Genomic DNA, 15,188 nt, shown 5'->3' on the forward strand with positions numbered 1-15,188 from the left:
ACTCACGTCTCACGCAGCCGAACCGCTTCTCTGTCCCCTGTTGACGACAGTGAGGCACTAGTTGAATTGTCGTCAACTTGACTCGATGAGGCGAAGACTGTCCGACTCTGCAGTGCCAAATGACCGGGGCCGTAATGTGCGGCTACAGTCGCGCAACTAGAGACGATGTGGAGTCGGCTGACTAGGAGGTCGACCAGTTCGTCACCTTGGGCGGTCTCCACTGCTGCGATGAAACGAGCAGACGACCTTTGACACATATCCGGAATGTCTACATCGTCCAAGTTCTCGACGATGTAGATTTCGATACAGTCCTCACCTCCCATTCCGCGACGCGAAATATATCGGAATCTCTCAACTCTGTCGTCCGAAACGATCGTATGTGTAAGGGGACCGCTGGTATCTACCCGAAGTTGCGGGACGGTATTCGTGACGTACGCCGGAGTCTCAGGCGCAAGTCCTGAAAAGCTTGCAATGTTGCCTTCCCACCTCATGCCGGTGCGATCCAGAGCGACAAGGCGGTCGATACTTACAAGATTGTCAATTTCAGGCGAGAGGCGCTGTTTCTCGTTAGTGTATTTAACGAAAGGATATAGGTGGTCGGTCAAACTCTGCATGAAACGGGTACGGCCAAGCGTGCCTTGTAGGTACCAGTTAGCAGGCAACTGAGCGGTCTGACCGTCGTCGATGCGAGCTTGAAAGCCGACGCCTCGCTCGCCATGGTGGATTCTTTCGAACAGTACAGGGACCGTACGGCTGTCCTGCCCCTTAGCGAGGAATCGACGGATGATTCCCAGCATCGATGGAAGTGCCTTCCTAGCTACATCACCATGTTTGCCGTCGAATCGGTATTTCGTTAAGTTCTCCACATCAGAGACAGTCTCAATCAGCGAGAAGTTGCTCTGCTCATCTTCGTGTGTATAAAAATAATGAATAGCCCGACCTTCAGAAAAGTACCGCCGAAGTAGCGTCTCGGGCTGGGGGATGCTGTGCAGTCCTTCCTGCTTGAATAGATTGTCACGGAAAAACGGCTTATTCAGATAGTATCGAAGTTGCATCTGAGGCACAGCAAGGAGGAGTTGGGCATTCGGGAAGCGATCCGCGTATTGAATCGCGATGCTCCCACCTTTCGACGCACCGAACATCAGCATTTCACTGTCGTCAATTTCGTGCTTCTGCAAGAAGCCGCTAATGACGGCGTTGACATCTTCGATGAGTGATCGCCCAGCGCTATCGACGAGCATGTAGGAGCCCGCGGCGAGATAGCGGTCTTGGAAACAGATCATCAGTGTGTCTGCGAGCTCACTGTCGGTGAGATCTTTTAGATAGCTCACCGCATAGGAGATTCGCGAAGTGGAGGGTCCGAATCCCGGGAAGGTCACGATGACCTTTGAGGGCGAGGAGGTATTACCTCTTAGTGAATAGAAAACCTTTCCGTGTTGGCGGACTCTATATTTTTTGTCGTAGTCCCTTTGCTGTGGAGTGGAAAAGGCGCCGTGCCCGATCTGCAGTGTGTAACTGCTGTCAATATCCAGGTGAAAATCCGAAGTCTTCGAGGAGCTGACCACGAAGTTGCGATATTCCAGCGGGAACCCCTTGGCAGGTGGCTCGATCTCGTTGCCGTAGACGACGCGATCGCCCTGGAGGAGCTGAAAGGAATGTCCGTTGAAACGTTCCCAATCGTCGATTGTCAGTTTCGCGAAGAATTGTCCTGCCGGGAGGGACTCGGACGTGTAGCGATTCATATGACCCTCTAGGCCACGCCTTTTCAATGTATCGCGGATCGGCTCTGCTCGCTCGGAGTTTAGGATCTTCCGCGTGGCATTTCTCAGACTGGGTGCGTAAGCGAGGTCTTTGACGGAAGATGAGAGCGAGTTACGGATTCTTGCGCTTGCCCGGCTCATAGCTTGAGCATCCTCTCGATGATGGTGTCATTAATGCGTTCGGTTTGCACACCTTCGAAGAAGTGCCGCTTACGTTCTGAGTACAATGCGGCTGCGTCCCGATAACTACCGGAAACGATGTAGTCGACAACGTCGCTGTGGGATGTGAATACCGGCCCGAGACCATCGTTCCGGTAGTCCAGACGAGCTTCGTACGGTTGTTCTAGAAAGAACTCTTCAGAGTCCCATTGGTAGTAGGCGATTGGGGTGTCGATATACGCTGCGTCTAGGACAGCAGAACTATAGTCCGTGAAAACGAACTCGGCTGCTGAAATCGCTGTCCTATAGCTTTCTTTCGATTCGACAACTCGCGATGAGAATGAGAAGAGATTGGCTCTCTTGCCTATATTTGGGTGTAGCTTCAATAGGAGACGGCGGTCGGTGCTTTCGAGGTAGTCGTTGAGATCGCGATCAGTGAGGACAGCGTTCACCGCGCGGTAGAAGTTCGATTTTCTGAAGGATTCCGGAGACACCTGATGGAGGTTGAATCGCCAAGTGGGCATGAACAGCAAGTCGTTTGAGTTCTCGGCTGCCCTGTCTAAAGTCTGTAGTCGAGGTAACCCCGAGTTGAGAGTTTCTTTGGGTGCGACCTTCTTGAGGTAGTCGGCCTCCACCTGGCCGGTAGCGACGAAGATGTCATATAGCTTTGACTCGACCCAGGTGGACATATCGTTGATCTGCACTCCGTGTTGAAGATAGACGAAACGCGAGTTTGAAAGCGTCTTTCCCTTGTAGCGAAGGTTATAGATCTGGGATGCGACGACGAGGTCGCAACGGAGGAAGGTCTCGTAGAACTCAGTGGAAAAGAACGGGATGAGGTTGAACCCGAGTGCGGTGAGGCGGTTCCAGTCGGGACTCTTTGGGTTAAGAGCGAAGTAGACGTTTTCGAATTCGGGGTAATGCTCGACGAAGTGGGCATACAGATACTCTGCGTTGTCGTCAGCCTGCATGGGGCGATCAAAGAATAGAATCTTCGACTGTGGAGTAATAGGAGTCTGGTAGAAGTCGAAATACCCAGGTTCGTTCAGCTCCGGACGAATGGTTCGCGAACGATAGGCCTTGCTTACCGCGAGCACGCGGTCGCTGAACTGAATTTTGTGAAGTACGGTGTCCCCGGGTTCTACGCGATCCGGTGGCCCAAATGTGATGTATGAATCCTCCGTAGACAATTCTTTAAAGAGCTGCTCGTTGTCCTCTGGCGCGGCGAGCCATGAGATCCAGGCGCACTCAAACGAATGCATGTGTTCGGAGTAACTGGTGATCTCGTTCAGTCGGTATATGCTTACTACATCACGGAGATGAGGGATCGTAACAGCGGTTTGCTCCGACTCGCGTATCCCGCGGAGGAAGAGCACCAAGTACCTAAGGGCCTTCACACGAAGTTGCAGTGAAGTATTTGGCAGAAGCGGTACGAGTCGCTTGGAGCGTGGATCGAGCTGGATGCCGATCGCCGCCTTGGTATCTGAGGCGATTGAGTAACCAGTAGGAAGGGGCTTAACGTTGTTGATCGTCCAATACAATCGGTAGCCAAGGTACAGACCGGTTCGGTCGAGATCTCCAATGGCCTCCAGCGCATCAGCAAGACGCTGAGTGTTGAAAGCGACTCCGTAAATGTCAGTGTCGCGAAGGTAGTGATAGTCGGAATTGACGCGTGTGCTACTAGGATTTTTCGGAATTGCCCCAGTGAACAGGTGCGGCTCAGCGAGAAATACCGTCCGAGAGTTTAGATGCTTGAGCAGTGTTTGTAGGTAGTCAGCCGAGATCTGATGGTTGTGGCGCATGAAGACGACATAGTCGCTGGATATCGTCCCGCAGATGTCGACGACGTCGCTGGTGGAGATCAAGTGGTCCACGATGCGGAGCTCGAACTTGGAGTCCCAGTGTAGGCGTGCGGCGATTAGTCTGCGATATGTCGTTGACTCTTTGTCTAGATCCTCGGGAGCCTCAAACACGACGGTGAGGAGCGGTTCTATATCGATCATGCATTCCTTGCGACGTACCTACAGGTACACAATCCTGTATGTGAACCTTAGGTTGATTTTACATGAACGCGGGTGTTGGCGTGACTCGCTGATGCGGATCGGAGCCTTCGGTGCCGTCGTTGTCTGATGCGGGTGTTTAGGTCACTCTGCAGCCGGTCTGCGGGCGATTCGCGGATCCATTTCGGCTAGCCTCAGTTGTTGGGAGGCTCGTCTCCGGCGCTGATTTGGGGGTTGTCGAACGTTCATCGAGTATACTAATGGAGTAGTCGTGGCGTCGGAAAATAAATTTGCGCTTCGAGAAACTATGGGCGGGCTATGTCGTCATCAATACGCTATATCCTCGGGGCCTTATTGGAATTCGAGTCACCAACGAAAATTCATTCTCGTACGACTTTCCTCCGCATTTTCGGAATCTCCGTTTCGGAGGCATGAATCTCTGGTTCGATAGTGAGTGCATGCCCGGCATATTTCGCTCGAACTCAGTATCGGTTCTGATCTATGGCATTGCCGCTTATGTGCCTCCGTGCTCTTTCGGAACAAGACCAACTAGCGATCTAGCAGTCATCGCTGAGATGCTGGGCACCGAAATGGGTGAAAGCTACGATCGATTTCTCGAAACACTCGATCGAATTGGCGGTCGCTACTTGGTCATCGTAAAGGCGGATGGTTGCGTCCGGGTATTTCACGACGCATATGGGACTCGAACGATCTATTACGCTCCTGGACGGCAGCCGTTTCTACGCACGCTCATCCACTTGCATCTTTGATCGGAGCCCAAGCTCGCGATCCGAATGAGCTGAACGCCGCGAGGTCCTGGGCCGCGCTGCCTTTGTCCTGACTTGCACAAGTGGATGAGGTTTTCAGGGTTCCCGAACATATCGACCCTGGTCAGGCGGCTGCTGGTCTCAGGTTTGGGTAACTAATTCTCGCCGTATCATGGGGGAATGAGCCCATTCGTGCGCAAGGTACCCACCGCGTCGGGCGCCACGGCAGTACAGATCGCCGATAAGACCGGCGGGAAGTACCGCATCGTCGAGCACCTCGGGTCCGCCCACACGCCCGAGGACCTCGCCGCTCTCGTCGAAGCTGGCAAAGCTAAACTGCGGGACCCCGGACAGGCCACACTCGACTTCGATACCGCGGACAAACCGCGGGTGTCATCGGCAGTCGTGAAGTCCAGCAGGTCCGGGCTTCTTATCGACACGATCCGCAGCGTGTACGAAAGGCTCGGGTTCGACGTTATTGACGATGAAGCGTTCTTCCAGCTCGTTGCTGCCAGGTTGGTTGAGCCGACGTCGAAGTCTGACAGTGTCAGAGTCCTCGACGAGCTCGGTGTCGAGGTTGTTCACCGCAACACGTTCCTCAACTGCCTAGTGCGGGCCAACGAACGCGACTACCGGGCGAAGATCGCTGAGAAATGCTTCGCTCACAGTGTCGCCACTACCGGCATCAGCCTGCTGCTCTATGACGTCACGACCTTATATTTTGAGGCTGAGAAGGAAGATGCTCTGCGTCAGGTCGGGTACTCGAAAGAACGCCGTGTCGACCCGCAGATCGTCGTCGGGCTCCTCGTCGACCGGACTGGGTTCCCACTCGAGATCGGGTGCTTCGAAGGATCGAAGGCCGAGACTCACACGATCATTCCCGTGATCAAAGCCTTCCAAGAACGGCATCACGTCACTGACATGGTCGTCGCCGCCGATGCCGGGATGCTCTCAGCCAAGAACCTCAAGGAACTCGATGATGCCGGTTTGCGGTTCATCGTCGGGTCCAGGCAGACGAAAGCCCCACACGATCTGGCTACCCATTTTCGGTGGAATGGTGAGTACACCACCGATGGGCAGATCATCGACACGATCACCCCGAAGGGAGTGAAGCGACTCGACCCAGACCGGGTGAAGAAGAGACGCGAACCCGTCTGGTCAGCAGAAGAGCATCCGGATGCGTGGCGAGTGGTGTGGCAATACCGCCGCAAACGAGCGATGCGTGATGAGCAGACGTTGAACCTGCAGCGTAACCGGGCGTTGGCGATCATCGATGGGGATAAGCCGGCGAAGAAGGCCCGGTTTGTGAAGGTCACCGAGGAGGAGAAATCCTTCGACGAGAAAGCTTACGAGCGGGCGATGAAGCTGACAGGGTTCAAAGGCTATGTCACGAACATTCCAGCCGGGACTATGTCGGCTGCTGAGGTGATCGGCAGTTATCACGACTTGTGGCATGTCGAGCAGTCTTTCCGGATGTCGAAGACCGACTTGAGAGCCAGGCCGATTTTTCACCGGAAAAGGGACGCGATCGAGGCGCACTTGACGCTCGTGTTCACCTCCTTAGCCGTATCGAGGTTCATGCAAGAGGCGACTGGGGCATCGTTGAAGAAGATCATCACGAGTCTACGGCCGTTGCGAGAGTTCACCGGCCGCGTGAGTGGCCAAGACATCACGTTCACACCCGAAGTGCCCAAGGCCGTCGAGAACATGCTCAAGGCGCTGGAAAAATCGTAAATTCGGTCTTCGGCGGTGGGTAACTAAAGTTGTGCAACTCAGGTGATCTATGGCATTGCCGCTTATGTGCCTCCGTGCTCTTTCGGAACAAGACCAACTAGCGATCTAGCAGTCATCGCTGAGATGCTGGGCACCGAAATGGGTGAAAGCTACGATCGATTTCTCGAAACACTCGATCGAATTGGCGGTCGCTACTTGGTCATCGTAAAGGCGGATGGTTGCGTCCGGGTATTTCACGACGCATATGGGACTCGAACGATCTATTACGCTCCTGGACGGCAGCCGTTTCTACGCACGCTCATCCACTTGCATCTTTGATCGGAGCCCAAGCTCGCGATCCGAATGAGCTGAACGCCGCGAGGTCCTGGGCCGCGCTGCCTTTGTCGTTTGCCTGGGACGAAACTCTGTATCCAGAGATCCTGGCCCTCCTGCCGAACCATATGCTCGAGCTGCGAATCGCAGCGCGCTTACCGGTACCTCCCTCGCGCACGCAATCGCTTCACCAATATGAGCTTTGAAGAGCGCGCAACTGAGATCAACCGGCTGTGGATCGACCAAATGAGTGCATTCGCTGAGAGCACCGATCGCTTCTTCGTGTCCTTGTCTGGGGGACTCGACTCGTGGGTTGTGCTGGCGGCATTGCGCGAGTACAAGGACAGAGTCGATGCATTCACTTATTTCACAAACAATGTGACCAGCAACTGGGCACAGGCCATGCAGATGGACCAAGATCTCGCGGGTCAGGTCCTTGCGCTCGCGCGTGTGAACCATGTCCCGACCTTGTATGGTCAGGGCGCGAAAGTCACTGAGGAAGATAAAATCATCGCTGACAAGAACTCGCTTGTCGAACACGGACGATGGCTGGTCGCTCGCTACGTCGAGAACTTCGGTGAGAAGACGGGGCTGCATTTCAAGGGCAATACCCAAGAGACGATTCGTGCGTACTACGGGTCGACTAAGCACAGAGACCCTATCGATCTGATCAACCGCCTCATGAACTCACGGCTCAAGAGCATCAACCTCGGGGACGAGGAGTTCAAGGGTTACGCGGAGAAACTCGATTCGACCCTGGAACGTTTCGGTTACCCGGGTGCACTGCACGACTTCGTGGCTTCAGACATGTTTTACTGGGAAGTTCGTATGGGGCGATGGCTGGCCGAGACCTACAGTGAAACTGATCCGGCTTTCGACTCGATCTCGCCTATGAACATGCGAGCCATCGTCGAGCTTGGGCTTGCCGGTCCGGAGGATGAACGCCGATCCGGCATCATGTTCACCGAACTCATCGAGCGCAATTGGCCCGAACTCAACTTCCCCGGAATCAACAACTGGAACAACCTATACAAACAGAGCACTATCCTTCGGAAGTCACTCACAGAGGTGAAAGCTCGGGTTGCCGCTGTGCCTTCGTGGATCGGACAGGACAGCGACGTACTGGACCACCCTTTATGGGCCGGGGTCCTGTCAATGGAGTCCAACGACCATCTAGTCGACTGTCCCCGAAGCGAAATCCAGATTCCGGCAGGCGAGTTGGGAGTGGGAGCATTCGCTAGTAGGAGAATGACCTGGTCGGACGAGAAATCCAACGTTCTCACGTTCAGTCTTCGCAGCAACTACGTTAATCCCAGGGGCACCGACTATATGCGTTTTGAGGTCGTGATCAATGGGAAGACCCTCGTCGGGAACAAGATCGGGTTCGAGCAGGACACCAGCTACTGGGTCGTGTACGGGCTTCGTCCCGGCGACACAGTGAGTCTCGGGGTCCCATCTATTCGCACGGTGACTACTGAGTCATGGTCCCGGGCGTCTCGGTGTTTCATCACCATCATGGAACCTGTAACTGGCTACTGGGAGAGACGAGGTCCCTTGAACCTGGGTTACGCGACGACAAGCGCCGCAGCAGTTCCCGGATCGTCGCTGCACGGCGACTCCGTGGAGCCCGGAACCTAATACCCCAGCGACACCAGGTATCGGAAGAAGTCCTGGAGTTCGGTACCGGCAAGTGCCTGCTTAAGTGCCGGCACAGCCTCTGGGTCGAAATCGACCTTGACATTGCCGTCGTCTTCTCGACTCGAGTTGGAGGGCACGGTGACCACAGCGATGTCATCTGACTGCAGGCTGCGGAGGTTATTGCCGATCTTGCCGAGCTCGAGCGTGGTTAACTCGGCATTGTGCCGAATGCCCGCAGCGAAGTGCCCGAGGACGGCCGCGCCCTTGTTCGGGTCCTTGACCAGTCCGCCGGACTTGAGTGCCTGAATGAGCGCCCGGAGGACTGCACGCTGGTTGCGGGTGCGGGTCTGGCCGGCATCATCGACCGGGTCGGCCGCAGTGAAGACCTGTGTTGCCGTTCCGTCGAGGTTGTTCGTGCCTTCGACGAACTCGGTTCCAGTCACGCTGAAGGCTGTGCGACTGTAGACCTGAAGACCGCCGAGCTCGTCGATGACCTTGCTTAGTGCCTCTGATTCGAGCTCGGCAATGTGGTCGATGCGGATGCCGAGGAACTCTTCGGCCATAGCGACGATGACCGGCCAACCGCCTTCATCGGCAATAGCGCCGAAGGTCTGCCCCGACTCGATGAGCGTCGATGGGTTGAACACGAGAACCGCAGCGAAGTCACCAGTACCGGGCACATGAAGGACGGCGAAGGTGTCACCTTGGCTGTTCGTACGCGACTGCGGGACCGCCTCGGCGAGGGATTCATTGTTCTTCACCCTCAGCAGGAGGGTGCGAGCCTTGCTGGCAGCAGGGCGGATGTCGTCGGGAGGGAAGGCCGCCTCGGCGGGGATCGTCTTCGCGGGATCGTCGAACTCTGCCCGGGCGGAGTTGAGGTCCTTGAGGGACCCGATGGCAGAGACCATCTTCGTCAGCTTGGCCATGGCAGTCCCACTTCCTCTGTCTGGTCAGACGATGATGATCACAATAATAGCCGCGGTTGGGATCGGTACGTACACCGATCCCACCCGCGGTGAGGACTGCTGTGGAGGCTTGTTCGGCTCAGCGGAGGCCGAAGAGCTTACCCAGCGGCTTACCGGACGACTGTTCCTTGGGCTGCGGCTCGACCCGCTTGTCAACGGGCTGCCCGACCTGCTTTTCGGCGGGCGCGACGGGCGGTGGGGGAGGAAGGATGTCGTCGGCCTTCGGGGCGGTCCGAGTCTCGGGGGCCGGCTTGGGTCCGTCCGTTTCCGGCGCGGGAGGCGCCTCGGGGGACTGTGGGTCGGCCTTCGGATCGGGCGCCGCCTCGGGGGCGGGCTTCTCGGCGTCCGCGGACTCAGCGTTCTTGGATTCGTCTGCGGGCTCCGGGGTCGGTTCGTCAGTCGGGGCCTCGGCCGGGGTGGTCTCTTCTGAGGATTCGGCAGCATCGTCCGCGGAATCGGCGGGGGCGGCCTCGTCGGCCTCCTTGATCAGGGAGAGTTCGAACTCCAGGGTGATCTTGTCGCTGACGAGCACGCCGCCGGAATCGAGCTTCGTATTCCAGGTCACGCCCCAGTCTTTGCGGTCGATGCGGCGGGTGCCCTCGAGGCCAGCGCGCAGGCTGCCGAAGGGGTCGGTCTCGATGCCGATGAGCTCGAGCGGAACCGACACGGTCTTCGTCATGTCGCGGATCGTCAGCTCACCGGTGACGATGAAGGAGTTCTCGTCCACCTCGTCGATGGCCGAGGAGACGAATCGGATCTCCGGGTAGGTCTCCACGTCGAAGAAGTCCGCCGAGCGCAGGTGATTGTCCCGGTCCTCGCTGCGGGTGTCGACGCTCGCGGTCTTGATGACGACCGTGGCGGTCGACGCCGAGAGATCATCGGCGATCTCGGCCGAACCGGTGACGTCGTTGAATGCTCCGCGCACACGCGAGATCATCGCATGGCGAGTGGAGAAGCCCAGCCGGGAGTGGGCAGGATCGATGTCCCAATGACCGGTGAGCCCGGGTGCTGCTGACATGGGTAGCTCCTTCGGTTTCTCCGCGCTCCGTGATGGGAGGCAGTCGTTCTCGGTGAGGCTGCTCCGGTTTATGTGATCGGTGAAACAGCAATCGCCTACGTAGTCTTACATGCACGGGTGTCTGTGTGCCACCTCACCAGGGGTGTTTCGTGGGTGTGGGGTGCGGAGTTGGCTTGTGAGTTTCAAAGACTTGACCCCGCACGACCGCTGGCCGCGGTCTGACGCTGACGCAGCAGCTCACCTTGAACGATGCGTTCGGGACTGACCGCGTGATAGGCGAAGTATTCGCCGGTGATATGACTCTGATCCTCGCCGAGAGCCGAGACACGGTCCAGTGCCGAACGACGCCTGCCCGTGCCAGACCAGGTACGCAACGGTCATGCTTTGCCCTCGTCGTCGCTCGCTTGATCTCTCAACATAGCCTTGAAGCGATTAAGCCCGCTGATGATGTGGGTTTTGCTCACCGCTGCCACCCACTCCTTGTCCTCGGCCCGTGCCGCGGCGATGAGCTCATCATGGTGGTTCATGCTCGAGGACACATCACTGCCCGAATACGAGGAGAACAGCTTTGCCACGACGATGGGGATCATGAGATTGAACGTCGTCGAGATAAGCGACTGAGCCGCGCTGTTGCGAATGAAGATGGCGTGGAAGTCGTTGTTAACCGTGGCGATACGATGCCGCGTCGCAGCATCCGAGCCCAGACTCTTCATCTCTTCAGTGAGCGCGTCCAGGGCGGCGAAATCCTTCTCAGTGAGGCGACCGACGCTTTCCGACATGACATAGGGCTCAATGACCGCGCGTGACCGATAGATCTGCTCGATCTCCTCTGCGTCATAGCTGCGCACTCGCGTCCCTCGTCGCGGCACGACTTCGACGACACCGACGCCCACCAATTCGCGAAAGGCTTCACGAATAGGGGTCCTGCTCACGCCGAGGCGGCCGGCCAGATCGTTCTCCCGGATCCATGCTCCCGGTGGCAAATCCCCGGAGACCACCAGACCGAGAATGCGGGAGCTGACCTCACTCCAATGTGCTTCGCCGAACTGGGGCGGCATGATGTTGTCGTCTGCAGTCATGACTGACTAGTCCCAGGAGGCGTTGGCGAGTTCCTCACGGGTGCCGCCCCGGCTAACGAATGAGCTGACGGGGAACTTCGTCTCATCGATGAGCCCTTCAGATATGTGTCTGACACGGTTTAAGTCTATGCCGGTGGCAATGCCCATGCCGTCGAGTAGATGGATGAGATCCTCTGTGGCCATGTTGCCCAAGACGGTCGGATCACCGGGGAACCACATGTCCCCACCGAGCCCGGCCACCGAGGATTCGAGCCAATCGGCCCCGGCCGACAGGGCCGCCAGCGCGTTCGCCGGGGCAAAGCCATTGCGATTGTGCAGATGGGCGCCGACGGTTAGTTCGGGGAAGTCGGCTTTGGTTTCGCTGATCCCGGTGAAGACCTCCAGCGGAGTCTCCTCACCGCTAGTCATGGCGAGGTAGACGCCGTCGGCTCCGACCTCGCGTGCTCTTCTCACGACCGTGTCGCGGGCTGCCTTCGACACTGGCCCGAAGCAGGGCGAAAAGAATGCGCAAGCGACAGCCACGATGAGCCGCTGCCCCGCTGCGCGAGTGACGTCGCGGATCTCCGCTAGCTGGTCGAGCAGACCGTCGGTCGTCGTTCCCTGGTTTTTCAGGGCCATCCCGCTTTCGGCGGGGACAACAAAGGTCACCTCGTCGAGTTGACAGGCGGCGGCGCGGTGGGATCCGCGCGTATTCGGAACGAGGGCGCGGAAAGACACATCCGGCGGGCGGGGGACACCGGCCAGGACGGCCTCGGCATCGGCCAACTGCGGCAGAACCTTCGGATGGGCAAAGGACGCGACCTCGATCCTTTTGAACCCTGCGGCGATCATCTCGGTGACGATGTCGATCTTGGCCTCGGTCGACAGCGGTGTCTCAATGGCTTGGAGGCCATCCCTCAGCCCGACCTCGACGACGCTTGCGTGCTCCGGCAGATTCCACATCAGCGGATCACTCCTTTGGCTCTCAGATCGGCGAGGGAGTTCTGGTCATAGCCGACCGCGGCGAGCACTTCCTCGGTGTCCTGACCGAGTTCGGGGCCGACCCATCGGACGGCGGAGTCGGTGCGGCTGAGGCGAGGAAAGGCGTTCTGCATCGTCACTGATCCGTAATTGTCGCTCTCGACCTCTATGACGGAGCGTCGGGCCTTGTACTGGGGATCCGAGAGCATGTCTTCGACCCGGAAGATCTTGCCGACCGGGACGGAATGCTCATTGAGCCGAGCGACGAGGTCATCGGCGGTGAACTGGAGGGAGAACTCTGCGACGAGCTCATCGAGTTCGGCTTGGCGCTCGCCTCGGGCAGTGTGGGTGGCGTACTCGGGGTCATCGGCCAGACCTGGATTGCCCATGGCCTGGGCCAGGCGCCGGAAGACCGTGTCCTGATTGGCGGCGATGATGAGCCACTGACCGTCAGCGGTGGGGTAGACGTTGCTCGGGGCGATCTTCGGCAGGGTCGAGCCGCTTCGTTCCTTCTGGACTCCCTCTTCCGCCCATTCGGGGACAAGGGATTCCATCATGCCCAGGACGGATTCGTAGATGGCGGAGTCGACGACTTGCCCGAGTCCACTGTTGTGCCGTTCCTGGAGAGCCGCGAGGACGCCGATGGTGCCGAAGAGGGCCGCCAGAGAATCACCGATCGAGACTCCGACCCGCGACGGGGGAGTGGAGGGGTCGCCGACGACGTAGCGTAGACCGCCCATGGCTTCGCCGATCGAACCGTAGCCGGCCTGCGTGGAATAGGGGCCGGTCTGGCCGAATCCAGAGACCCGCAGCATTACGAGACCGGGGTTGGTCTGCTTGAGCTCGTCATGGCTCAGCCCCCACTTCTCGAGGGAGCCGGGACGGAAGTTCTCGACGACGATGTCGGCGGACTCGGCCAGCGACCGGGCGGCTGCCTGGCCCTCGGGAGTGCGCAGGTTCAGCGTCACGGATTTCTTATTGCGTGCCAGGACTGACCACCAGAGCGATGAGCCCTTGACGCTCGCCTGGCCCCACTGCCGCATCGGGTCGCCGTTCTTCGGGTCCTCGACCTTGATGACCTCCGCGCCGAGGTCGCCGAGCAGCTGTCCGCAGAAAGGCCCGGCGATGAGCTGGCCCATCTCCACAACCCGGACTCCGCGCAGGGGTCCCGTGCCCGCAGGCTTCGTCGTCGTATCGTTCACTGGTTCTCCTCCAAAACTCTAAGTTGCATACAATTATCTCAGAATGTACTGTATGCTTTCAATTGTTCCCAGCAATGGAGCGGATTCTGGAAACACCATACACTGAACTGTATGCAATCAATGATGTTTGTCTATCAGGTAGGACCGGAACGATCATGACGAGCCGAGAAGTCAAAGAGGACTCTGTCCAGGCGGAGGCCACCCAGGAGAGCACGAGTAAAGTCGACCGGACGATCATGGGGCTGCCGGTCCTTGCGTTCATCCCAATGGCGATCATCGCCCTCGTCGCCGTGAGCCTGACGGCCGAGGGGACGGGGATGACCGCGGCCTTCGCTGTTGTCATCTCTTTGGGTGGCGTGCTCATGTGGGTCGGAAACTCGATCCCCTATTTCAAAGTCATCGGCGGGGGAGTCATCCTCTGCATACTCATACCTGCGGTCTTCAAGTACTTCGGAGTCCTGCCAGGGTCGATCGAGGGGCTGGTTACCAGCTTTTACGACACCTCTGGGTTCGGCGAGTTCGTGGTGGCGGCGCTGATCACGGGCAGTATCCTCGGGATGCCGCGCGGACTGCTCATCAAGGCCGGTGCCCGAATCCTCATCCCCATCATTGCGACGATCGTCGTGTGCTTCGGTCTGCTGGGACTCATCGGCGCGGTCACCGGAGTCGGTGCCGGCTATGCGATCTTCTTCGTCGCTGGCCCGGTCTTAGGCGGCGGTGTCGCTGCGGGTGCCATTCCGATCTCGGAGATCCTTGCACAGAACGGTGACAAGTCGCCGGCGGAGTACCTGACCGCGCTGGTCCCGGCGGTCGCGGTAGCCAACATCCTTTGCATCATCATCGCTGCGGTACTCAACAACTTGGGCAAAAAGCACGGGCACAAGTTCAAGGCATTCAACGGCAACGGAGTCCTCGCGCAGGGAGTTCGCCTCCCTGAGGAAACCGCCGAGAAGCTCTCGTCGCCGACTGCGGCGATCAAGCTGGCTGCGATGGGCTTCTTCATCGCCGGGGCACTCTTCGCGGTGTCGAACCTGCTCAGCGATCTGTTCCCGGTGCTGCATGCCTATGTCTTCCTCATTCTCATCTGTGCGCTGGCCAAGATCTTCGTTCCGCTGCCGCAATATGTGGAGGAGTCCGTCGACCTCTGGTATGTTTTCGTCGCCAATGCGATGATTCCAGCGATCCTGGTGGCCATCAGCATCATTGCCATCAACATCGACGAAGTCCTTTCCTTGGTCTCCGACCCGGGATATATGACGATGACTCTGCTGACCGTAGTGGTTGCGACGGTCGTGGCCGGATTTGTCGGTTGGCTGGTCAAGCTCTATTGGGTCGAATCAGCCATCTCGGCAGGATTGGGCCTAGCCGACTTCGGCTCGAGCGGTGACTTGGCGGTGCTTCAGGCCTCGCAGCGCCTTAACCTGCTCCCGTTTCTCTCGATCTCCTCACGCATCGGCGGTGGGTTGGTGCTTGTCGCGCTCTCCGCGCTGGCTCCCTATCTGCTGTAGTGCACGGAGTGGTGAAGTTGGGAGCAACCGTCAGTTTGAAGTTCGGCAGGCAAGATCAGCCTAGAACGGCTCGGACGGTATGGCGG

The 15,188-nt window shown here is 58.1% G+C and carries 10 protein-coding genes; 3 read left to right on the plus strand and 7 right to left on the minus strand.

The window, feature by feature from the left end; translation table 11 throughout:
* Window positions 1-2: 2 nt before the first annotated feature.
* Complete coding sequence (locus GUY23_RS03145) at window positions 3-1,742, minus strand: hypothetical protein (protein ID WP_166969660.1); 1,740 nt, start codon at window positions 1,740-1,742, stop codon at window positions 3-5.
* 155 nt (window positions 1,743-1,897) lie between these two features.
* Window positions 1,898-3,922, minus strand: coding sequence for a CDP-glycerol glycerophosphotransferase family protein (locus GUY23_RS03150; protein ID WP_166969662.1), 2,025 nt, complete (start codon window positions 3,920-3,922; stop codon window positions 1,898-1,900).
* A 944-nt stretch (window positions 3,923-4,866) separates the two neighbouring features.
* Here GUY23_RS03150 and GUY23_RS03155 point away from each other — a divergent pair.
* Window positions 4,867-6,420, plus strand: coding sequence for an IS1634 family transposase (locus GUY23_RS03155; protein WP_166969664.1), 1,554 nt, complete (start codon window positions 4,867-4,869; stop codon window positions 6,418-6,420).
* 507 nt (window positions 6,421-6,927) lie between these two features.
* Entirely contained in the window at window positions 6,928-8,370 is a 1,443-nt protein-coding gene (locus GUY23_RS03160) for a hypothetical protein (protein ID WP_166969666.1), read from the plus strand.
* Here GUY23_RS03160 and GUY23_RS03165 read toward each other — a convergent pair.
* The 5 genes from GUY23_RS03165 to GUY23_RS03185 form a co-directional block, all read right to left on the minus strand.
* The gene (locus tag GUY23_RS03165; protein ID WP_166969668.1) at window positions 8,367-9,296 is read right to left on the minus strand and encodes an LCP family protein; all 930 of its coding nucleotides are present in this window, start codon (window positions 9,294-9,296) and stop codon (window positions 8,367-8,369) included. The two genes, GUY23_RS03160 and GUY23_RS03165, sit on opposite strands and share 4 nt — an antisense overlap.
* Before the next feature lie 118 nt (window positions 9,297-9,414).
* Window positions 9,415-10,353, minus strand: a complete 939-nt coding sequence (locus GUY23_RS18805; protein ID WP_166969670.1) for a YceI family protein — start codon at window positions 10,351-10,353, stop codon at window positions 9,415-9,417.
* A 377-nt stretch (window positions 10,354-10,730) separates the two neighbouring features.
* The gene (locus GUY23_RS03175; RefSeq protein WP_166969672.1) at window positions 10,731-11,432 is read right to left on the minus strand and encodes a GntR family transcriptional regulator; all 702 of its coding nucleotides are present in this window, start codon (window positions 11,430-11,432) and stop codon (window positions 10,731-10,733) included.
* 6 nt (window positions 11,433-11,438) lie between these two features.
* Window positions 11,439-12,374, minus strand: a complete 936-nt coding sequence (locus GUY23_RS03180) for a hydroxymethylglutaryl-CoA lyase (RefSeq protein WP_166969674.1) — start codon at window positions 12,372-12,374, stop codon at window positions 11,439-11,441.
* Complete coding sequence (locus GUY23_RS03185) at window positions 12,374-13,594, minus strand: CaiB/BaiF CoA transferase family protein (RefSeq protein ID WP_166969676.1); 1,221 nt, start codon at window positions 13,592-13,594, stop codon at window positions 12,374-12,376. Before GUY23_RS03185 ends, GUY23_RS03180 begins: the two co-directional genes overlap by 1 nt.
* A gap of 74 nt (window positions 13,595-13,668) precedes the next feature.
* Here GUY23_RS03185 and GUY23_RS03190 point away from each other — a divergent pair, with 74 nt between their 5' ends.
* Entirely contained in the window at window positions 13,669-15,102 is a 1,434-nt protein-coding gene (locus GUY23_RS03190) for a 2-hydroxycarboxylate transporter family protein (protein WP_228282692.1), read from the plus strand.
* Window positions 15,103-15,188: the final 86 nt, after the last annotated feature.

It is taken from the genome of Brevibacterium atlanticum, from assembly GCF_011617245.1.
In the GTDB taxonomy this organism is placed as follows: Bacteria; Actinomycetota; Actinomycetes; order Actinomycetales; family Brevibacteriaceae; genus Brevibacterium; species Brevibacterium atlanticum.